The organism is Mitsuokella sp. AF33-22 (assembly GCF_003475755.1).
Lineage (GTDB): Bacteria > Bacillota > Negativicutes > Selenomonadales > Selenomonadaceae > Mitsuokella.
This window is the reverse complement of sequence record NZ_QRQA01000007.1, coordinates 120,661-142,751: the sequence shown is the minus strand read 5'-3', so window position 1 is coordinate 142,751 and position 22,091 is coordinate 120,661. Positions and strand designations below refer to the sequence as shown.

17 protein-coding genes are annotated in these 22,091 nt (G+C 57.6%); 4 read left to right on the top strand and 13 right to left on the bottom strand.

Annotated features, from left to right (window positions below; translation table 11 throughout):
* Nucleotides 1-70 precede the first annotated feature (70 nt).
* Nucleotides 71-4,435 (top strand): EAL domain-containing protein, encoded by a 4,365-nt coding sequence (locus DWZ54_RS06115; RefSeq protein ID WP_158573627.1) that lies wholly within the window; start codon nt 71-73, stop codon nt 4,433-4,435.
* Here DWZ54_RS06115 and DWZ54_RS06110 read toward each other — a convergent pair.
* The 3 genes from DWZ54_RS06110 to DWZ54_RS06100 form a co-directional block, all read right to left on the bottom strand.
* Nucleotides 4,429-4,923 (bottom strand): cupin domain-containing protein, encoded by a 495-nt coding sequence (locus DWZ54_RS06110; protein ID WP_118474921.1) that lies wholly within the window; start codon nt 4,921-4,923, stop codon nt 4,429-4,431. The two genes, DWZ54_RS06115 and DWZ54_RS06110, sit on opposite strands and share 7 nt — an antisense overlap.
* Nucleotides 4,924-5,128: 205 nt before the next feature.
* The gene (locus tag DWZ54_RS06105) at nt 5,129-5,308 is read right to left on the bottom strand and encodes a hypothetical protein (protein ID WP_118474920.1); all 180 of its coding nucleotides are present in this window, start codon (nt 5,306-5,308) and stop codon (nt 5,129-5,131) included.
* A gap of 215 nt (nt 5,309-5,523) precedes the next feature.
* Complete coding sequence (locus tag DWZ54_RS06100) at nt 5,524-6,078, bottom strand: flavin reductase family protein (protein ID WP_118474919.1); 555 nt, start codon at nt 6,076-6,078, stop codon at nt 5,524-5,526.
* 324 nt (nt 6,079-6,402) lie between these two features.
* Between DWZ54_RS06100 and add the strand changes: the two genes are divergently transcribed.
* Genes add through DWZ54_RS06085 form a run of 3 tightly spaced genes read left to right on the top strand, consistent with a single transcriptional unit; the run spans nt 6,403 to nt 10,597 of the window.
* Nucleotides 6,403-7,419: an adenosine deaminase gene (gene add / locus DWZ54_RS06095; RefSeq protein WP_118015776.1), complete on the top strand. Its 1,017-nt coding sequence runs from the start codon at nt 6,403-6,405 to the stop codon at nt 7,417-7,419.
* A 53-nt stretch (nt 7,420-7,472) separates the two neighbouring features.
* Nucleotides 7,473-8,807: an NCS2 family permease gene (locus DWZ54_RS06090; RefSeq protein WP_118474918.1), complete on the top strand. Its 1,335-nt coding sequence runs from the start codon at nt 7,473-7,475 to the stop codon at nt 8,805-8,807.
* Between the two features lie 11 nt (nt 8,808-8,818).
* Nucleotides 8,819-10,597 carry an adenine deaminase C-terminal domain-containing protein gene (locus DWZ54_RS06085; RefSeq protein WP_118474917.1) on the top strand — a complete coding sequence of 593 codons (1,779 nt, stop codon included), beginning with the start codon at nt 8,819-8,821 and terminating at the stop codon, nt 10,595-10,597.
* Nucleotides 10,598-10,714: 117 nt separating this feature from the next.
* On the opposite strand, the gene DWZ54_RS06080 is transcribed toward DWZ54_RS06085, so the two are convergent.
* The 10 genes from DWZ54_RS06080 to priA form a co-directional block, all read right to left on the bottom strand.
* Nucleotides 10,715-11,128: a peptide deformylase gene (locus DWZ54_RS06080; RefSeq protein ID WP_118474916.1), complete on the bottom strand. Its 414-nt coding sequence runs from the start codon at nt 11,126-11,128 to the stop codon at nt 10,715-10,717.
* Nucleotides 11,125-11,619: a MazG nucleotide pyrophosphohydrolase domain-containing protein gene (locus DWZ54_RS06075; protein ID WP_233541637.1), complete on the bottom strand. Its 495-nt coding sequence runs from the start codon at nt 11,617-11,619 to the stop codon at nt 11,125-11,127. Before DWZ54_RS06075 ends, DWZ54_RS06080 begins: the two co-directional genes overlap by 4 nt.
* Nucleotides 11,620-11,673: 54 nt before the next feature.
* Nucleotides 11,674-12,330, bottom strand: a complete 657-nt coding sequence (locus DWZ54_RS06070) for a DUF3298 and DUF4163 domain-containing protein (RefSeq protein ID WP_158573626.1) — start codon at nt 12,328-12,330, stop codon at nt 11,674-11,676.
* 122 nt (nt 12,331-12,452) lie between these two features.
* Nucleotides 12,453-14,153, bottom strand: coding sequence for a phosphoethanolamine transferase (locus DWZ54_RS06065; protein ID WP_147369900.1), 1,701 nt, complete (start codon nt 14,151-14,153; stop codon nt 12,453-12,455).
* Nucleotides 14,150-15,541, bottom strand: a complete 1,392-nt coding sequence (gene rlmD / locus DWZ54_RS06060; protein WP_118474912.1) for a 23S rRNA (uracil(1939)-C(5))-methyltransferase RlmD — start codon at nt 15,539-15,541, stop codon at nt 14,150-14,152. Before rlmD ends, DWZ54_RS06065 begins: the two co-directional genes overlap by 4 nt.
* Nucleotides 15,542-15,546: 5 nt before the next feature.
* Nucleotides 15,547-16,212, bottom strand: a complete 666-nt coding sequence (locus tag DWZ54_RS06055; protein WP_118474911.1) for an HAD family hydrolase — start codon at nt 16,210-16,212, stop codon at nt 15,547-15,549.
* Between the two features lie 69 nt (nt 16,213-16,281).
* On the bottom strand, nt 16,282-17,724 hold the full coding sequence (gene gatB, locus DWZ54_RS06050) for an Asp-tRNA(Asn)/Glu-tRNA(Gln) amidotransferase subunit GatB (RefSeq protein ID WP_118474910.1): 1,443 nt from the start codon (nt 17,722-17,724) through the stop codon (nt 16,282-16,284).
* Nucleotides 17,724-19,193 carry an Asp-tRNA(Asn)/Glu-tRNA(Gln) amidotransferase subunit GatA gene (gene gatA / locus DWZ54_RS06045; protein ID WP_118015767.1) on the bottom strand — a complete coding sequence of 490 codons (1,470 nt, stop codon included), beginning with the start codon at nt 19,191-19,193 and terminating at the stop codon, nt 17,724-17,726. The genes gatB and gatA overlap by 1 nt, the downstream gene beginning before the upstream one ends.
* A 14-nt stretch (nt 19,194-19,207) precedes the next feature.
* Nucleotides 19,208-19,498: an Asp-tRNA(Asn)/Glu-tRNA(Gln) amidotransferase subunit GatC gene (gatC, locus tag DWZ54_RS06040; RefSeq protein ID WP_118474909.1), complete on the bottom strand. Its 291-nt coding sequence runs from the start codon at nt 19,496-19,498 to the stop codon at nt 19,208-19,210.
* Between the two features lie 128 nt (nt 19,499-19,626).
* Nucleotides 19,627-22,041, bottom strand: coding sequence for a primosomal protein N' (gene priA, locus DWZ54_RS06035; protein ID WP_118474908.1), 2,415 nt, complete (start codon nt 22,039-22,041; stop codon nt 19,627-19,629).
* Nucleotides 22,042-22,091: the final 50 nt, after the last annotated feature.

Here is a 22,091-nt window from a genome sequence, read left to right as displayed (position 1 = left end):
CCCTCAAGCTCGCGACTTCAGTCGCGGGTAGTTGACGATTTATGTTACAATGAAAGACAAGAAGAAAGGCATGAACCATCTTACGTACAGGACGAAGGGCGCGGATCTTATGGATATCAGGAATCGACTTTCTAGCCGGCAGGAATTTTTTCAGGCAGCTGCCAGGCAGCTGCAGCAGGAATGGACCGAACACCACCTGATCCAGTCCTGCCCGGTCTTCTTCAACATTACGAACTTTCATCTCTACAACGCCATGCACGGATTCCGGCAGGGCGATCTCTGCCTGCAGCACATCGAAGGCATCCTGCTGCGCACCTTTCCGCACAAGCTCATCGTCCACATCGGCTCCGACAACTTCGCCGTGCTGGCCGATGCCATGGATGTGCGGGAGCGCATCGCGGAAGCCTGCCAGCACGTGCAGGCCTTCATCGGGAATCCCAACATCGCCCTGAAGGCCGGCATCCGCTTCCTCGACGAGCCCCGCTCCGCCGCAGAACTCACCGGCATCTTCGACAGCGAGGCCAAGATTGCCTGCGATACCATCAAGAAGGATGCCTCGCGCCACTTCGCCATCTACACGGAACAGCTGGGCCTGCGCAGCCGCATGCAGAATTACGTGCGCGAGCATCTCGAAGAGGCCCTGCAAAAGGGATATATCCGCGTCTACCTGCAGCCGGTGATCCGCACGCTCACGGGCGAGCTTGCAGGTGCCGAGGCACTCGCGCGCTGGGAGTCCCCGCAGTACGGCACAATCTCGCCGGGAATCTTCATCCCCGTGCTCGAAGAAGCCCACCTCGTCCACAAGCTCGATGCCTACATCCTGCACGCTGTCGCCAAGATGATACGCCGCTGCCTTGATGCCAATCTCCCGGCCCTGCCGGTTTCCGTCAATCTCTCGCGCCTCGACTTCATGTTCCAGGACCCGTTCGGCACGACTGAAGCCATCCGGCAAAAATACGGCCTGCCGCTCGGCCTGATACAGGTCGAGATCACGGAAAATGCACTCGTCGACAAGATGGAACCAGTACTTGAAGGCCTCCAGAAATTCCAGCAGAGCGGGTATCCCGTACTGCTCGACGATTTCGGCAGCGGCTATTCCTCGCTGAATGTACTCAAGGACTACGATTTCGATACCATCAAATTCGACATGAAGTTCCTGCATCCATTCACGGAAAAGAGCCGGAAAATCCTCAAATACCTCGTGAGTATGGCCAAGGAACTCTCCATCCACACGCTGGCCGAGGGCGCGGAGACGCGGGAACAGTGCGAGTTCCTGCGCAGCATCGGCTGCGAGAAGATCCAGGGGTATTACTACGGCAAGCCCATGCCCTGCGAAGATTTCCACCAGTTCTGCCTCGATCAGGGCCTGCAGCTGGAAACCAATGAGGATGCGGCCCTGCTCAGCCAGGCCGGCCTCGTGGATTTCAATCAGCCCCTCCCCATCGCCATTGTTTACGACAATTCAAAGGAATTCTGCATGCTGCAGCTTAACGACCTCTATCTCCAGTCGCTGCACAGCATCGGCACACCCGATATCACCCACGTCAATGTCAATCTGCGTTCCAAGAACTTCCCGATGAACCAGAAGTTCCGGCGCTTCATCGACCGTCTCATCCGGACCAGGCAGTGGGAAACCATGACGTATGTGGATAACGGCCAATTCCTCCGCCTTCAGGCAAAGCTGATCGCCCACTCCGGCCCAAGCAGCGTTTTTCAGGTATCCCTTTACAACATCACGGCCGAGAAAAATATCGACGATAAAGATTCACATCGTTTTGACAAAATCGTGCGCAATGTCCTCCTGACGTATGATGCCATCTGGTACCTTGATCTCGATCAAGATATTTGCGAGATCATCGAGACGCTGACCGGCGTGCGCGCCGGCACCCGCTTCCGCAATGTATCCGAGGTCTTCCGTCATTTTGCCAGTCAGTACGTACACCCGGCAGACCGCGAACGCTTCCTGACGTTTACGGATGCCTCCGACTTCTACGAACGGGCGATGGCCAGTCCGCAATCGTTCTTATCGGCTCCGTTCCGCATCCTGCTGTCCGACGGCAGCTACAGCTGGCTCTTCTTCACGGGCATCGCCTTCGTCAAGTCCTCCTCACGAGAAATGCTGCTCTGCCTGTGCCAGGATCTTATGGGCCGGCAGCCCGACCGTCAGGAAATCGTCAAACTGATGATCGAGCGCTATGGCATCACGAAGGAATTCTTTGCCGCAGGCCCGGACAGGCTGAGTCAGGCCACCTGGAAAATCCTGCTGCAGGAGACGGATATCCAGCTGTTCTGGAAGGACCGTCAGCACCGGTTCCGCGGCGCCAGCACCGCCTTTCTCAAGGGACGCGGCGTGACATCCCTCGATGATATCCTCGGCAAGACTGACGGAGAACTCGGCTGGCAGCTGCATGCCGCCAGCACATACGATACGGAAGAACAAGTCATGCAAACGGGACGCCCGCTGCTGCACCTCACCGAGCAGATGAACATCGACCACCGTCTCCAGGACATACAGGTATCGAAGTTCCCGATCTGCGAAAATGACCAGGCAGCCATCGGCCTGCTCGTCACAATCACGCGCCCCCAAGAGGCCGCTGCGCAGCAGACGGCGATCACATCTGAACTGCTCGATGCGGAAACAGGCCTGCTGAACTACAGCGGCATGATCATGAATGCCCTGCAGTACGCGGACGAATACCGTCTGCACGGCGAAGATTACACCTGCCTGATGCTCGACGTACCGGAATACGATGCCATTGGCCTGACATACGGCGAAGACTTCCGGCAGCATCTGCTGCAGCACATCCTCAGCATCCTGCAGCAGCACTTGCCAAGAAACTGCAGTATCGCCCGCATCGGCAGCTGCTGCTTCCTCGTGATCTACAAGCGGCAGCAGGACGACGCCATCCAGCAGGCCCTCCTGACGATCACGCAGGACCTCCATGCCATCACGAAGCTCGAAGGCCATGCCTGCAAACTCCTGATGCACTACGCCTTGGTACACGGCTCCGAAGTGCGCAGCATCGACGGCCTGCTGCGCCTCCTGATCAACCGCATGCATCATGCGGAAGAAACGATGTACGGTGCCGTCCCCTACAGCAATGACCACATCATCATCGAACGCGAGATCTTTGACCATATGGAATTCGGCGTCATTGTCGCCGATCCCGAAACGTACGAGGTGCTCTATCTGAACCAGGCCGAACGCGAAGAGCTCGGCATGCTGCCCGACGAGCCCCTGCAGGGAAAGAAATGCCACGAGCTCATGGCCGGCCATACCGTCCCGTGCGAGGACTGCTGCCTGCCAAAGCTCAGCCACAACAGAGTGTACACAAGGATCTACCACAATCACGTCACAAGCTCCCAGCGGCTGCTCTGCCATACCCTCATCCCCTGGAACGGCAAATTGTGTCATTTCTGCATGATCATCAACCTCGACTATTACCTGCAGCGCCATGCCCTGCAGGAAAAAGTCCTGTACCAGGAACTTTCCGTCAACGACATCATCCGTTCCGGCATGTACGAGCTCAAGCCGGAGAACGGCATCCGCAAGATGATGAACCGGCTCGGCAATCAGCTCGGTGCCGATGGTATCGTCATCGTCGAGGAAAAAGGAGATCTGCTGCATTTTTCCTATATATGGGAAAACCGGCTGGCGTCACCGCTCTCCAAACACATCAAGCCGTTCCCGCGCGCAGAGGCCCGCCCGATTTACGAGCAGTTCATCCATGCTCCGGTATTCGTCATCGAGGATATCGAGCAATTCTGCCGGGACAACGCGAATTACGCACCGCGCCTCCCGAACCTCAAGCAGCTCGTCTTTGCCCGCCTGCGCCTCGACGACCACAGCTACGGGTATCTTGAAATCGTCAATCCACAGCCCGCATACCTCAAAAAAGCCGTGCCGCTCCTCACAGCACTCGTCCGCTTCTTCTCCATCCTGCTGCGCAACCGCGACATGATGCAGAGCATCGACCGCCTGAGCAAGGTCGACCCCCTGACGAATACGATGAACCGGCGCGGACTCATGGACTACGTCAAGAAGCTGCCGCCTGACCGCCAGTATGCCTTTTTCTTCGGCGACCTCAACGGTCTCAAGGAAACGAACGACCAGTTCGGTCACGAGGCTGGCGACCGCCTCATCCAGACCACGGCCTCCATCCTCTGCCAGTCCTGCCCCACCGATGCCGTCTTCCGCATGGGCGGCGACGAATTCCTCATGATCCAGGCCGTGCAGGATAAGAAAGAAGCGGAAGCCATTCATGCACAGCTGCATGAACGCTTCCGCCTCGCAAACATCGGTATTTCCTTCGGGTTTTCTCTGGCCACGCTGCCCGCCGACAACATCGATGCCGTCCTGGCGGAAGCCGACCACAACATGTACAAAGAAAAAGTCCTGCATCATCAGACGCATCACAAGCATTTCCCTTACTGAGCCGGATAGAAGGGGCGGATGACCGCCTCATGCTGCGGGAACACCCCCAGCATCTCCGTGAGGGATACGAGACGCCAGCCCGTATAGCGGAACTTCGGCGCCGTCATGCAGCTCATCAGCGTGCAGCCGTCTGCCTCAAGGTTCCTCGCGGCAAAGATGCTGCCTGCCGGCACCGTGAACGACGGGCGTTCCCCGGCCGCGACATCGAGCCCCAGGCGGACCGTCTCAAACTGGCCGTCCGGATAGAACAGGAAGGCCTCGACGCCGCAACCCGCATGGTAATACCAGATCTCGTCGCAATCGATCTCATGATAGGCAGAAACCGCGCCCGCATCGAGCAGGTAGTAAATGCTGCCTGCCAGCGGCCGCGCATCCGTCCCCTGTCGCCGCTGCTCGTGCGACGTGTAAACCTCGGCAAAATATCCGCCCTCCGGATGCGGCTCAAGCTGCAGCATCTCGATATAGCGGCGGCACTCCTCATGATCCATAGTCTCATCCCCCTGGCGTTTTCATCGTAAGTAACAATTTATTATACGGCATTTTCTTCCCTTCCGCCAGTAAAATCGGCAATAAGCCACAGACATAAGATATAGCAAAATACCGCATCTCTATGAACTACCATCACAAGAGATGCGGTATTTTATCGTTTCATACCCAGTATTCTGTTTACCGTCATCCAAACAGACGATTGCATTATTTGGAAACGGAGTGTCCCGAAATATCGAAATCGGCAGCGTTTACGTCAAGCAGGCCGTCCGGGTTGATATTGGAATAGATGCCGGGACGAACTTCAAATCGTTTGAGATTGTCAGCATTTTCTTCCAAGATATCCTGCGTATAGCTCTTTACATGATTGTACCAAAGCTCCATCATACGTATCGCTCCCTTTTATTTATTATATTTATTAATATATCTTATTACTATTTACGTATATTATGACACGGATTTAAAGCGATGTAAAATATTTTCTTTTTTTATAATCAATAATTTTCATTTATGGTTATTGCTATCAATCATAAAAGAGCCGCTTGATGCCTTGGAAAAACGCTTCCCAAGGAACCAAGCGGCTCGGCAGTCAACGTATCTGGTTACTTAAACTTCAGGCCGTCGTGGAATGCTTTGCCGACAACGGGGCCCACCAGGCGATACGTCCTCGTGGCGATGTCGAACAGAATCGGCTGCAGCTTGTCGTAATCCACCACACCGTTCGTGAGTACGGATTCATCCGCCTGCTGGGCGATGATCTTGCCAACAAGGATTCCCGTCTCATCGTCGTAGCTTACGCACTCACACTCGAGCGTTACCGGGAACTCTTCGATGATTGGCGCATTGACATGCGTGCTCTTATGGACGTGGCAGCCGGCCTTTTCGATCTTGTTTACCTTATTGCCTGTCTCCACGCCAAAATAGTCGGCGATCTCCATCGTATCCTTCGTGGCAAACGCGACCGTAAAAGCCTTAGTATGCTTGACGTTCTCGGTCGTCTTATGCCTAGCCAGGAACAACGTGATTTCATCATAGTCCGACTGCGTTCCCCAGGCCGCGTTCATCGCATTCGGCACGCCGTTCTCGTCATACGTCCCGATGATAAACACGCCCTCCGGCGCAATGCACGCTTTCTTTCCAGAAAATTCTACGCTCATATTCAAAACCTCTTCTCTATAACGATCATTCTGAAGCATAATGTATATACAACTTATCTCTTCTATAAAGTAATAAAAAATCCTGCTAAGCAAATTTTTCGTTCGTTATAATACTATTTTTTATTCTGTCATTTTAGATTGAACAAACGTCTCCTGCGCTGAGAATTTTGCTGATTGACAGATGAAAACCATATGAGTATAATGAACACAGAATCAATTCTATAAGAAGGTCTTCAGTGGCGCTGGGGACTGGAGGACTGTGTGGCTGTTGTACGCTGATGGCGTGTGGCAGTCTATTTTTTTTCGCTAACAGGAGGGGTATCCATGGCTACAGAAGTCACGAAAGAATTTATCGTAGGCATGCCGAAAGCAGAGCTTCATCTGCACATCGAAGGCACGCTGGAGCCGGAATTGAAACTGAAACTGGCTCAAAAGAATCATGTGGACATCGGCCAGACGACGATTGAGGAAGTGCGCGCTTCCTATCAGTACGATGATCTGGCATCGTTCCTGGCCGTCTACTATCCGGCTATGAATGTGCTGCAGACAGAAGAGGATTTCTATGACCTGGCTATGGAATATCTCCATCACGCTGCAGAAAACAACGTCCGTCATGCGGAAATCTTCTTTGATCCTCAGGCCCATACGAGCCGCGGCATCGCCTTTGAGACGTTCATCAACGGCCTCTACCGTGCAACGGTCGATGCCCGTGCACTCCATGTCGATGCCAGACTGATCATGTGCTTCCTGCGCGACCTGTCGCGTGAGTCGGCACGCAAGACGCTGGAAGAATCCCTGCCCTACCGCGACAAATTCATCGGCGTCGGCCTGGATTCCGATGAGCACAACAACCCGCCGATGAAATTCTTCAACCAGTTCACGCAGGCGGAGCAATACGGCCTGCACCTCACGGCACATGCGGACATCGACCAGAAGGATTCCATCGAGCACATCCGTGACCTGCTGGAAGTCATCGGCGTCGAGCGCATCGACCATGGCACCAACATCGTCGAGGACCCGGACCTTGTTGCGTATGCAGCCAAGCATCACATCGGCTTCACGACCTGCCCGCTGTCCAACACGTTCGTGCGCCCGGAGATGAAGGGACCGGAAGTGCTTGAACTCTTGTCCAAGGGCGTCAAGGTCTCGGCTCATTCCGACGACCCGGCCTACTTTGGCGGCTACATCAGCGACAACTACTACGCACTGGCCGACGCCTTCAATCTGACGAAGGAACAGGTCGTGACGCTGGCCCGCAACTCGTTCGAAACGTCCTGGATCAGCGATGAGCAGAAGGCCATCTATATTGCCGAGCTCGAAGCATATGCGCGGACTCACTGAGGAAACGCCCGTAACCCATTTAACGCATAACGAAACAAGAGGTATTTATTTTCATGTCTAACCAATCCACCGGAGTCCTGGAGAGGCTCTTTCACCTGTCGGAAAACAACACCACGGTAAAACGCGAATGCCTGGCCGGCCTGACGACTTTCGTCTCCATGGCCTACATTCTCTTTGTCAATCCGATCATCCTCGGCGATGCCGGCATGGATGCCGGCGCCGTCTTCACGGCCACGGCCCTGTCGGCCATCATGGGCTGCCTGCTCATGGGCTTCCTCGCGAATTACCCCATCGCCATCGCACCGGGCCTCGGCGATAACGCGTTCTTCACGTATTCGGTCGTGCTGGCCATGGGCATTCCCTGGCAGCAGGCCATGGGCGGCGTCTTCGTCGCGTCCATCCTGTTCACGCTGGTTTCCCTGTTCAAGATCCGCGAGATCATCATCGACGCCATCCCGCAGGACCTGAAGTACGCGATGGCTGCCGGTATCGGCATCTTCATCTCCTTCGTCGGCCTGCAGGGCGGCGGCATCGTCATAGCCGATCCGTCCTCCTTGGTCGCCATCGGTTCGTTCAAGGTGCCGACGACCTGGCTCACCATCTTCGGCTTGTTCGTCACGGCCATCCTCATGGCAAAGAAGGTTCCCGGTGCCATCTTTTATGGCATCGTCCTGACGGCCATCATGGGCCTCGTCACCCAGATCATCCCACCACCGGAAAGCATCATTTCCATGGCACCGAGCCTTGACCCGACGTTCGGCGTCGGCGTCAGCAACATGACGTCCATCCTGTCTGACCCGCAGATGTGGGCTGTCGTCGTCATCTTCTTCCTGGTCGCGTTCTTCGATACAGCAGGCACGCTCATCGGTCTTGCCCAACAGGCTGGCATCATGCGCAACGGCAAGATGCCGCGCATCGGCCGCGCCCTCATGGCGGATTCCCTGTCCATGCTCGGCGGTGCCGTCATGGGCACGACGCCTACGGCAGCTTACGTCGAATCCTCGGCGGGCATTGCCGTCGGCGCTCGCACGGGCCTCACGGCCATCGTCGTCGCCATCCTCTTCGCTTTCAGCATGATCTTCTCCCCGCTCCTGGCCGTCGTCACGGCTCAGGTCACGGCTCCGGCCCTGATCATCGTCGGCGTGCTCATGACCTCTTCCCTGCGCGAGATCCATTGGGATCAGTTTGAGGTGGCGTTCCCGGCCTTCATGGTCATCATCGGCATGCCGCTGACGTTCAACATCTCCTATGGTATCGCTTTTGGCTTCCTGTTCTACCCCATCCTGATGACGATTGCCGGACGCCGCAAGGAGCTCAATCCCCTCATCTGGGTGATGTTCGTGCTCTTCCTCGTCCTGCTGTACACCTTGACCATGCTTAAATTCTAAGGAGAATCGACATGCTTACGAAAGAACTGTTATCCGAGTACATCGATGCCGGCGCGGCCAAGCGGAAAGCCGACATGGCCATCCTTGGCGGCACGCTGATCAACGTCAATACGAGCGAATATTATAAGGCTGACGTAGCCATCTACAAAGGAAAGATTGTCGCCGTAGAAAGCGATATTTCCGACTACATCGATGCGCATACGCAGAAAATCGATGCGACGGGAAAATATCTGGCACCGGGACTCATCGACTGCCACATCCATGTGGAATGCAGCAAGATGAGCATGACCCGCTTTGCCCAGGCCGTCGTTCCGCACGGCACGACGAGCATCGTCAGCGGCCTCGATGAATACATCTCCGTCATCGGCGTCGACGGCCTCAAGACCATTTTCGACGAGGTCGACGCCTCGCCCCTGAAGGTGTTCTGGGCGCTGCCGTACAAGACGCCGTACACGATTCCGGTTTCGACGATTGCCTATAACGTAACGGCCAAGGATCACGCCAAGTACCATCAGGACCCGCACTGCTACGGCATCTGGGAGCTCGTGCGCGAAGCCGTCCAGACGAAAGACCCCGACACCATGGAAGCCCTGGTACTCGCACAGAAATACCATCGCCCCATTTTCGGCTGCAGCCCGCTGGCAACCGGCAAGGCTCTCAACGAATATCTCATGAGCGGTGTCCGCGTCGATCACGAGAGCTACGACCACGAGGAGTTCCTCGAAAAGGCCCGCAAGGGTATTCATACGATCATCCGGGAATCCGCCGTCACGAAATTCCTCAAGGAGAATGTCCGCGCCATCACCGAGGGCGCGCCGGGCATGGCACGCCATACAAGCTTCTGTTCCGATGATGTGAATGCCCGCGGCATCCTCAAGGAAGGCCACATCGATCACATGGTGCATCTGGCCATCGCCGCCGGCGTCGAGCCCATGACGGCCATCCAGATGGCCACGATCAACGCTGCCGAGGCCTACCAGATTGACGATCATGTCGGCTCGATCGCACCGGGCAAAGATGCCGATATCCTGCTCGTCGATCAGCCGGGCACCTTCCAGGTGGAAACGGTCGTCAGCAAGGGTATGCTGGTCACCGAGAACGGCGAGAACAAATTCCACTACGTCATCCCGGAGCGCGCGGACAATCTGCTTCATACCGTGCAGCATGCACCGCTGACGGCGGATGATTTCGCCTATCACGTGGATCTCGACGAAGGAACGGCTGTCGTCGAGACCATCAACAGCATCGGCCCCTTCATGCGCAAGCGCCGCGATGTCGAACTTGAAGTCCGCGGCGGGATTGTCCGCCCCAGTGCCGAAAAGGACGTGGCACTCGTATCGGTCATCGAACGCTATGGCTTGAACGGCAATATGTCCAAGGGCTTCATTTCCGGCTGGTCCTTCCAGAAAGGCGCGATCGCCACGACGGCGGCACCGGATGACAACAACCTCGTCGTCGCCGGCGCCAATTACGAGGACATGGCCCTGGCGGCCAACACGCTCATCGAGCAGGGCGGCGGACAGATTGTCGTCATCGACGGCAAGATCGTCTCGTTCCTGCCCCTGCCGATTGCCGGCATCGCCTCGGATCTTTCGCCGGAGGAACTGGCAGCCAAGGAAAACGAGCTCGACGAAGCGGCCAAGGCCATCGGCAGCCGCCTCCCCGATCCGATTTTCTATCTTTCGTTCCTGCCCATCACGGCCATCCCGGATCTGGCCATCACCGACGGCGGCAACGTGGACTACACGAAGCTGTCCTACTTTGCCCCCATTCTGGAACTGAAAAAATAAAACAAGATTCCCTCGCAAAAATGGAGCTATCCAGTAAGGACGGCTCCATTTTTATATTCCGTATCCAGTTGTCAGTTGTTCGGTCAGCAGATGAACTACATCGAGATCCCTTCCACATCAAATCAGGATTCCTGCGCAGTGGTCCAGTTCGTGCTGGACAATCTCGGCAGGAAAATCGCGAAATGTCTGCCGCTGTTTCTTGAATTTCAGATCGCGGTACTCCACCTCAAGCCAGGCATAGCGTTTCACCGGCCGTTCTCCATCGAGAGACAGGCAGCCTTCGCTCGTCTCATACTGCTCCTTCGCGTGGCGGACGACCACTGGATTCAGCATCGCCAGGTACGCATGGCCGACGCGGATGGCGATGATGCACTTGCGCTCGCCGATCATGTTCGCCGCCAGACCGACGCAGCGGTCGGCATTGGCCTTGAGCGTATCGATGAGGTCTTCGGCAATCGGCATGTCCTTGCGATCCGCTGCCACGGACGGCTGCGACAGGAAAAACGTGTCGCGTACAATATCACGGATCATGATATCCCCTTCCTCTTCTTCTCCTGTTCAATCAGGACTGCAGCCTGCTCAAAGGCGGACGGCAGATACGCTTCTTCCCACTCGCGTCCCTTCTTTTCCTGTGCCTTGATCTGCTGCCACTCCGTCAGCGGCTGGCCGTCATCATCGAGCAGCGGCTCGTGGAAGACGTGCGGATGACGGCGCACCATCTTGTCCGCCGCTGCAGCCGCAACATCCGCCAGCGAAAAGAATCCTTCCTCGTGTGCCAGCTGCGCATGAAAGATCACCTGGAGCAGGAGGTCGCCGAGTTCTTCCTTGAGGTTCTCGGCTTTGCCCGTCTGCTTCAGGATATCGATTCCGCCGAGCACCTCTGCCGCTTCCTCTATGCAGGCAGGCTTCAGGCTCTCATGCGTCTGCACGCGGTCCCAGGGACACCCTTCCGGCCCCCGCAGCTTTGCTACGATTTCGCAGAGCCGCCCAACTTCCTCCCATGGATTCTTTTCTTCAGCCAATTTACGCATCCTTTCTCATGTTCCTTCATCCCATGTAGCAGAACAGCCTGCCTGTCACGGATTCTTCTCGTTGAGTTCCTCGACCAGTCTGGCCGGCAAGATGATACTCGTCATGCCATAAGCAAACGCCGCCAGCTGATACGGCTGGTAGATGAGTGCCACCTGGCCGCGGCCCGCGAGGTAGAAATTGCCGCTGAGCGGCTGACTGGCATAATCCCGGAACAGCTGCTGCCTCGTGAGCACCTTCCCGCTGCCGCTGAATACCGTCTGATTGTAGATCCGCCAGGCATCATCGGAGCCAATCCTCACGAAATCACGGATACTCATGCGCGCACCATTCACCCTGCTGTACGTGACGCCGCGGTAATACGGCATCCCGTGCGCCGCCCCATGGTTATACGTCCAGAGACAAAGGACGAGAGAAACGTAATCCTTTCCCTCATATTTCAGCTTATACGATACCTTTTCTTCATCGTATGAATAATCAAGCCGGTTCCTCATGTCCTCAATCTGGCTGCGGATATCTGCGTTGATCGCTGCTTCCACCGCAGCCTTATCCTTGATGTGAACGACTGGATACTGCGAGTCCTGATTCCCGGTCTTCACCACCTCCGTCGAGATACTCGCCGAAGCGGTCGGACAGGAAACAAATGACGACGACACCCCCACCGCTGCTGCCAGCAGCATGGCAGACCAGAAAGACGCTTTCATCTTCATCACTCCTTGAATTTTAATCTATTATAAATAAAATTCGCTGTTCCTCTGCAGAATCCTGCTCGATTAAGACTGCGATACAAAAAGCACCGCCAAAGCGATGCTTTTTCTGTCTGTAATCAATCGAACAACAGGCTCTTCTCTTTTTCATACTGCGGCACGCGGATCTTCATGAGATCCAGCAGTGTGTGAATCATCTCATCGCTCTGCCAGGCACGTTCTTTGGCGGCCTGGATACGCAAAACGTCTGCCGGATGATTGGCGCGGAATTTGGCAGACGTCCAGATGACCATCGGAATGTCGCGCTGCCAGGCACTGCTCTCATCACCATGACCGACAATCTCACGCACATCGTTGACCTCTTCGCCGTGGTCGGACAGGAAGATGACCAGGGCGTCCTGATCCTCGACGCGCCGGATGATAGCATCGACGATATGATCATCGTAGAGCACGGCATTGTCGTACTCCGCCCGAATCTGGCGCGAAGCGGCATCATCCCGGACGCCACCCAGCTCATCTGCTGCCGTGAAGCGCGCAAACGAAGCGGGATAGCGCCGCTTGAAATCCTCATGCGTCCCCATCAGGTGCACGACAAGAAAATCCGACCGCGGCTCGGCGTCCGTCCGTCCATCGTCGGCCAACGCATCGTCCAGCAGGGGCAGGACCTCTTCGTCGTAACGCTCCGACAAATCGATCGTATGAGCAAGATGACTCGTGAAAGCCTGCTCATCGCAGCGCGAGGCCAGCGTCCGCCCGATGCTCCCGTAGAAACCGGAACTCTCCTGATTGGAAAGCCAGGCCGTGCGGACATCAGCCGCCCGCAGGATATCGAAGATATTGCCATACTCATACCACATGCCCGTGGCGTCGTTGTCGTAGAAGCTGAACAGCGTTCGCATGACCGCCATGGTCCCGGCATGCGGACTTGTCACCGACGAGAACGCCGTGAGTTCACCAGCCTGCTCGCGCCGCGAGAGATTCGGCGTCGTCGGCAGGTCGTATCCGTAGAGTTGCATATGATGACGGCTTGTCGACTCGCCGAGGACGAAGATGATGCGCGGGATGTCATGATTATCCGCCAGAATCTCAACGGGCTGACTGGCCAAAGCATAATCGATATAAGCCATTGAACGGTTCTCATCATACGACTGCTTGAGATTCACCGCCAGCCTGCCCACGGAAAGGTTGCGCGGCAATTTTTCCACGCTGTCCTCCGGGTCCGCAAACGCATGGCAGGCCGAGCCCGCAAACAGGACCAGCACAACGGCAGACATGACCTTCAGTCGGCGATTGGCAAAGAACGGGCACTGCGGCGAATGCGGCAATGGCAGCCGGCGCTCCCGCACAGGCATGATGGCACCTTTGCGCCGCCATCGCCAGAAAACTGCTCCTGCCAGCAGGCTTACCATCAACAGGGAAAGGATATCGTCCCCCTGCGTCGCCACATACTCGACGGCCTCCTGCGGGTTCGTCGCCAGAATGACCTGCAGGAGGCCCGCATCGAGCACACTATGATAATGTATCAAAGAGAAGACATCGACCAGAACGAGCAGACCGCTGAGCACGGCCACAGCCAAACGGCACATGCGCGGCAGGAATGCGCAAAGCATCGTCAGAAGCAGGGAAAGCCCCGCCACGCGCAGCACGCCTTCCAAAAGCAGCAGCACCGTCCCCTCCGGCGGCAGCGATTTTCCCTCATATAAATAGAGCTGGACCAGCTGCGTCACATTCGTCAGGCAAAGCCAGAAAAACAGACCCTGCGCAAAGTGAGCCCCGGCCATAAGGCGCCGCAGCCTGCACGCTAAATTCGCTCGATTCAAATGTGCCGTTCTCCTTGTCCAGATACCTTTTCGATCAACGAGACCACTTCTACGTGCGAAGTCATCGGGAACATATCGACGGGCTGGACTTTCTTGGCTTTGTAGCCGAGTTTTTCAAGGATGGCGAGATCGCGGGCGAGGCTGGCGGGATTGCAGGAGACGTAGACGATGCGGTCGGGATGCATGTTGGCGAAGGTCTTGAGGACCGTCTCGGTGCAGCCGGCACGCGGCGGGTCGACGACGACGACATCGGCGCGCACGCCCTGCTTGTAGAGGCGCGGCATGACTTCGGTGGCATCGCCGACGATGAATTCGGCGTTGCGGACGTTGTTGTCGCGGGCGTTCTTCTGCGCGTCGAGGATGGCGGGCTTGACGATCTCGATGCCGTAGACCTCGCGCGCTTTCTGGGCGAGGAACAGTGTGATCGTGCCGGTGCCGCAGTAGGCATCAATGACGGTTTCCTCGCCTTTGAGGTTCGCGAATTCCAGAGCCTTGCCGTAGAGGACTTCGGCCTGCTTCGTGTTGACCTGGAAGAAGGAGCGCGGCGAAATGTGGAACTGCAGGCGGCCGATGCGGTCGAGGATGGTCGGCTTGCCCCAGAGAAGTTTCGTCTCGCGTCCCATGATGACGTTGTTGCGGTACGTCTGGATGTTCTGATGGATGCTGACGACGTGCGGCAGGCGGCTGCGCAGAGCCTTGACGAATTCCTTTTCGCGCGGCAGCTGCTTCGTGGCGGTGACGAGGACAACCATGAGCTCCCCTTTTTCGCCGACGCGCCCGACGACGTGACGCAGGACGCCGGTGTGGCGGTCTTCATCGTAAACGGGGATGCGCAGTTCCGTGATGATGTCACGCACGGTGTTGACAATCTCGTTATTGCCTTCCTTCTGAATATGGCAGTCGCGCGTATCGATGATCTCATGGCTGCCCTGGGCAAAGCAGCCGATGACGGTCCTGCCCTTGACGCGGCCGATGGGGAACTGCATCTTGTTGCGGTAATTCCAGGGGCTCTCGGCACCGATGGTCGGCTCGACAAAGAGATCCTTCTGGCCGCCGATGCGCGTGACAGCGTCGATGACCTGCTGGCGCTTGGCCTTGAGCTGTGCCATGTAGTCGAGGTGCTGGAGCTGGCAGCCGCCGCACTGCTCATAGATGGAGCAGACTGGTGTGACGCGGTCGCGGCTCGCGCGCAGGATCTTGACGAGATGTCCCTTGGCGTACGTTTTCTTGACCTCGTCAATGGCGGCCTGCACGGCCTCTCCAGGCAGTGCTCCCGGCACGAAGACCGTAAACTCTTCGTAACGCCCTACTCCTTCGCCGCTCGTGCCGAGCGTGCGAATCTCGATCTCATATGATTTTCCTTTTTCGACGGGAACTTTATGTTTCATGATATTTATCCTTTTGCAAATGTCAGTTTCTCGAAGAGTTCCTCTGGGCTGGCGAGGATGACCCTGGCACCGTGTTCGAGGAGCTCTGCCTCCGGGCGGAAGCCCCAGAGGACGCCGATGGGCAGGAAGCCGGCATTGACAGCCGTGTCCATATCGACGCTCGTGTCGCCGAAGTAGGCGACCTCTTCGGGGTTCACACCGTATTCCCTGGCCATCATGAGGACTTTTTTCGGATCCGGCTTGATGGGCAGGCCCGGGCGATCGCCCATGACGGTCGTGAAGGTCCCGGCAGGGAACATGCCGCCGATGATTTCGTCAGCTGCCTGCTGATGCTTGTTCGTGCAGACGCCAAGGGGTATGCCCTGTGCCTTGAGCCGGTCGAGCATCGCCTGGATGCCGGGGAATGGCCCCGTGTGGTCGCGATGATGCTCGTAAATGGCCTGATAGCGCTTCATCGCCTCGAGCACGAAGGCTTCATCGGCTGCTTTTTCCTTGGGCAGCGTGCGCTCGATGAGTTTTTTCGAACCATTGCCGAGATAGTAGCGGTATGCATCGACCGGATGCGTCGGGAACCCGTACGAGGCGAGCATTTCATTGACGCTGATGGCCAGGTCCTCAAGCGTATCGACGAGCGTGCCGTCGAGGTCGAAGATGGCGGCTTTGTATTTCATGGCGATTCACCTTCCTGTTTATCAAAAACCTTCCCCAGAGGGGAAGGCTTTGCTTGTGTCTATCCTGTTTTAGTCGGCGAGCTTTTCGGCGAGCATCTTGTTGACCATCTGCGGATTGGCTTTGCCGCGCGTGGCCTTCATGACCTGGCCGACGAGGGCGCCGATGGCTTTCTTCTTGCCGCCCTTGTACTCTTCGACAACCTTCGGGTTTGCGGCGATGGCTGCGTCGACGGCTGCCTCGATGGCACCCGTGTCCGTGATCTGGACGAGGCCCTTGTCCTTGACGATCTTCTCCGGGTCGTCCTCGTTCGTCCACATCTCCTTGAAGACCTTCTTGGCAATCTTGCCGGAGATCGTATCCTTCATGATGAGGCCAATCATCTTGCCGAGGCGCTCCGCGCTGACCGGAGATTTCGCGATGTCGATGCCATCCTCGTTGAGGTTCTTGGCGAGGTCGCCCATGATCCAGTTGGCTGCGAGTTTCGGATCAGCCCCCGTCGCCACGACGGCATCGAAGTACTCGGCCATGGCGCGCGAGCTCGTGATGATGCCGGCATCGTAATCAGACAGGCCGAATTCCTTCTCGAGGCGGGCACGGCGGGCATCCGGCAGCTCCGGCAGCTCGCTGCGATACTTCTCGATGATTTCCTCGCTCGTGACGATGGGCGGCAGGTCCGGCTCCGGCATGTAGCGGTAGTCGTGAGCATTTTCCTTGCTGCGCATGGAAAGCGTGATGCCGCGGGCCGGGTCGAACGTGCGCGTCTCCTGGATGACATGGCCGCCGTCCTCAAGGACCTCTTCCTGACGCTCAATCTCATAATTGATGGCATCCTCGAGGTTCTTGAAGGAATTGATGTTCTTCATCTCCGTACGGGTACCGAGCTCCTTCGTGCCGACCGGGCGCAGGGAAACGTTGATGTCGGCGCGCAGGTTGCCTTCTTCCATGCGGCAGTTCGAGACATCGATGTATTCCATGATGGCCTTGATTTTTTCCATATAGGCGCGGGCTTCTTCCGCCGAGCGCAGATCCGGCTCCGAAACGATCTCGAGGAGCGGCACGCCCGTGCGGTTGTAGTCGACGTTGCTCGTCGCGGAGTCCTTGATCGTCGTGCCGGAGTGCACGAGCTTGCCGGCATCCTCTTCCATGTGGATGCGTGTCAGGCGGATGCGCTTCTTCTCACCGTCGACATCGATGTCGACCCAGCCGTGCTCAGCGATTGGCAGGTCGTACTGCGACGTCTGCCAGTTCTTCGGCAGATCCGGATAATAGTAGTTCTTGCGGTCAAATTTGCTGTATTTGTTGATCGTGCAGTTCGTGGCGAGGCCGGCCTTGATGCCAAACTCGACGACGCGCTTGTTGACAGACGGCAGGACGCCCGGCAGGCCCAGGCAAACCGGGCAGACATGCGTGTTCTGTTCCGCGCCGAAGCCCGTCGCACAGCCGCAGAAAATCTTCGTTTTCGTCTTGAGCTCGCAGTGGATCTCAAGACCGATGACTGCTTCGTATTTCATCAGTTGTTCCCTCCCAGATCAGCCATTTCCTTGTGGTAGTCCTGGCTCTGCTCATACGTATAGGCTGCGCGGATCAGCGTGGCCTCGTCGAGGGCTTTGCCGATGATCTGCAGGCCGATGGGCAGGCCCTTGCTGCTCTTGCCGCACGGGATGGAGATGCCGGGCAGGCCGGCGAGGTTCAAGGGAACCGTGCAGACATCCTGCAGGTACATCTGCAGGGGGTCAGCGATCATCTCGCCGATCTTGAAAGCCGGCGTCGGTGCGGTCGGGGCCATGATGACATCGACTTTCTTGAACGCTTCCATGTAGTCCTGCTGGACGAGCGTGCGGACCTTGAGGGCCTTGAGGTAATACGCATCGTAATAGCCGGCGGAAAGCGCGTAGTTGCCGATCATGATGCGGCGCTTGACTTCCTCACCGAATTTCTCATCGCGCGTATTCGTCATCATCTGGACGAGATCCTCGCCGTCGACGCGTTCACCGTAGCTGACGCCGTCATAGCGTTCGAGGTTCGTGGCCGCTTCAGCCGGCGCGATGAGGTAGTAGGTCGAAATCGCATATTCCGTATGCGGCAGGGAAATCTCGACGACTTCCGCGCCGAGCTCCTTGTATTTCTCGATGGCGGCGCGGACGGCCTGCTCGACCTCGGGGTCCATGCCCTTGACGAAATACTCTTTCGGCAGGCCGATTTTGAGGCCCTTGACGTCTTCGACGAGGGATTTCGTGTAGTCCGGCACGTCTGCCGTGCTCGACGTGGAATCCATCTCATCGTGACCAGCGATGATGTTGAGCAGGTGCGCGCAGTCCGTGACATCGCGCGTCAGCGGTCCGATCTGGTCGAGCGAGGACGCGTAGGCGACGAGGCCATAGCGCGAGACACGGCCATACGTCGGTTTCATGCCGACGACGCCGCAGAAGGATGCCGGCTGGCGGATAGATCCGCCCGTATCGGAGCCGAGGGCCCAGATGGCCGTGCCGGCAGCGACGGCCGCCGCACTGCCTCCAGACGAGCCGCCCGGCACGCAGTCGAGGTTCCAGGGGTTATGCGTCACGTGGTAAGCGGAGTTCTCCGTCGAGCCGCCCATAGCAAATTCGTCCATATTGACCTTGCCGAGCAGGACGGGGTTCTCCGCCTTGATTTTCGTCATGACCGTGGCATCGTAAGGCGGCACGAAATGCTCGAGGATTTTCGAGGCGCACGTCGTCTTGACGCCCTTCGTGCAGATATTGTCCTTGATGGCACCCGGGATGCCTTCGAGGAAGGAGATCTCCTCCCCGTTTGCAATCTTCTCGTCGACGGCTGCCGCCTGCTTCAGCGCTTCCTCACGCGTGATCGTCAGGTAGGCCTCGACATCGCCTTCGACCTCATCGATGCGCTGCAGGACGTCCTGCGTCAGCTCCACCGAGGTGATTTCTTTATTGACGAGCATGTCGTGGAGGACATGCGCCGGTTTCTCATATAATCTCACAATCGTTCCTCCCGTCAGTCCTCAAGTACCTTCGGCACTTTGAAATAACCGTCTTCCTGCAGCGGCGCATTCTGAAGCGCGGCCTCACGCGGCAGCGACGGCTTGACGACATCTTCGCGGAACACGTTCTGCATCGGCAGCGCGTACGTCGTCGGCTTGACGTCATCCGTATTGACCTGAGAAAGATTGTCCATATACGTCAGGATCGAGTCCATCTGCTGGATATACGTCTCAGCCTTGTCTTCCGGTACGGACAGGCGGGAAAGGACTGCTACGTTCTCCAGATCTTCTTTCGTAACTTTCATGTTTTCACCATCCAAAATCAACTTGTTTGCGAATCCATCCCTCATTATAACACAAAACCCCCGGAAATGAGAACCGAGGGTTTGCCGCTTTTGCTGCGAGGCGGCAGCCGCCAGTATGTCGGGATGCCTCAGAGCATCGTCAGCGGGTCGATGTCGATGGCGACATCGGTGCGCAGATGCAGCCCCTCCTGGCGCAGGAAGGCCTGGGCGGCGGGAAGATTTCCCGTCTTGATGAGCACGACGAAGCGGTAGACGCCGCGGAAGCAGGCAATCATCGCTGGCGACGGCCCGATGATCTTCTGCTCGGGAACGCCTGCAAAGAACTGCTCGAAGTGATGGATGAGCGTTGTGGCTTCCTGCCTGGCCTTCTCCTCATCTTCCGACTGATAGAGCAGCTTGATGAGGCGGCTGTACGGCGGGTAGAAAAGCTCCTTGCGCAGCGTGAGTTCCTTGGCGAAGAAGCCCTCGTAGTCCTGCCGGATGCCGCAGGTGACGGCGTAATGGTCGGGATTGTACGTCTGGATGACGACTTCGCCGCGCAGGCCGTGGCGTCCGGCCCGTCCGGCCGTCTGCGTGATGAGCATGAAGCAGCGCTCGGCCGCGCGGAAATCCGGCATATTGAGGCTTGAATCCGCGCTGATGACGCCGACGGCCGTGACATTGGGAATGTCGTGGCCCTTGGCGACCATCTGCGTGCCGAGCAGGATGTCGTATTCCTGCCGGCGGAAGCTCGCGAGGATATCCTGATGGGCGAATTTTGTCGTCGTCGTGTCGCGGTCCATGCGGATGACGCGGGCCGACGGCACGAGCTCGCGCAGCTCCTGCTCGAGCTTTTCCGTGCCGGAACCGAAATACTTGATGTAGCGGCTGCCGCATTTGGGGCAGACATCGGGCACGGGCTCCTGCACATCGCAGTGATGGCAGAGCAGCCTGCCGCTGCGGTGGTAGACGAGCGGCAGACCGCAGTAACGGCAGCGGATGACTTCGCCGCACGAGCGGCACATGACGAACGTCGAGAAACCACGGCGGTTCAGCATGATGATGACCTGCTGATGGCGCGCAATCGTGCGCTCGATGAGCTGGCGCAGCGCTCCCGATATGATGTGGCGGTTGCCCATGCGCAGCTCCTGCCGCATGTCGACGCAGTGAACGACCGGCAGCGGCATATCGCCGATGCGCTTCGGCATGGTGAGCAGCGTGAGCTCCCCTGTCCTGGCACGGTAATACGATTCCATCGAAGGCGTCGCGCTGCCGAGCAGCAGGATGGCATCGTGGAGCCCGGCGAGCTTTTCTGCGACCACGCGCGCATGGTAGCGCGGCGATTCATCCTGCTTGTAGCTCATATCCTGTTCCTCGTCAAGGATGATGAGGCCGATGTCATCGGCCGGCGTAAAGAGTGCCGAGCGCGCACCGATGATGATGCCCGCCTCTTGGCGGCGCACGCGGATGATGGCGTCGTTGCGCTCCGCGAGGCTCAGCCGGCTGTGCATGACGACGAGATCATCGGGGAAATACGCCTTGAATGCCAGGACGACCTGTCCCGTCAGGGCGATTTCCGGCACGAGCACGATGACGGTGCGGCCAGCCGCCCGCACGCGCCTTGCCATCTCGATGTAAACCTGCGTCTTGCCGCTGCCCGTGACGCCCTTGAGCAGGAAGCCGTGATACTGATGCTGCATGAGGAAGGGCATCATCGCCTGGAGGGCATGTTCCTGATCGTCTGTGAGCTCGATATGGCGCCGCCTGCTCTTCGCGTCACGATAGCTGTCGCGCAGTACGCGGCGCTTGCAGACCTTGACGAGCCCGGCTTCTTCAAGATGCTTGACCGTCTGCGCGGAAATCTTCTTTTCCTTCAGCGCCTGCATCGTCTGCTCACCCTCATCCTGCAGGACGGTCAGCAGATGGCGCTGGGCCCTGCGGCGCTCGTAGGATGCGAGAAGCTCCGGCGTCACTTCCGTCTTGAGGCAGACGATCTTCTCGTACTGTGCCACATCGCGCTTCGTGGCCTCGTATTCCTTGCGGATCAAGTGGTAGCGCAGCATTTTCGCGAGCCAGTCTTCGATATCAGCCTGCCAGTCCGGCAGGGCCTTGGCGATGGTCCCCTTTTTTTTCGGCCCTTCGCGCAGCAGGTAGTCGTAGATGGCGCGGCAGGCTGGCATCGAGAGCATCACATGGCCTTCAGCCTCCTCCACGGCGTCGTAGACGGCCGTGATGCGCAGGCCGCTCTTGCCCGGCATGAAGAGGCGCATGATCTCGGCCAGTGAGCAGAGGTAGAACCCCGCGAGCCAACGGGCAATCTCGATCATCTGCGGCGTGAACCAGCATTCTTCATCGACGGCAGATACGATATCCTTGAGCGGCCGTTCCGGCTCTCTGGCGAGTTCTGCCGTGCGCAGCACGAAGCCCTCAACCCTGCGCCCGCCGAAGGGCACAAAAACGCGCCAGCCGGGCCCGATGTGGGCAAGCTCGGCTGGCACGCGGTACGTATACGCTTTGGCGATGCTCTTGACGGGTATATTCACGAAAACATCAGCGGTTTTCATAATGATAAAATCCTTCCCTGACTGTAATTCTGTCGCGCTGCCATACCTGC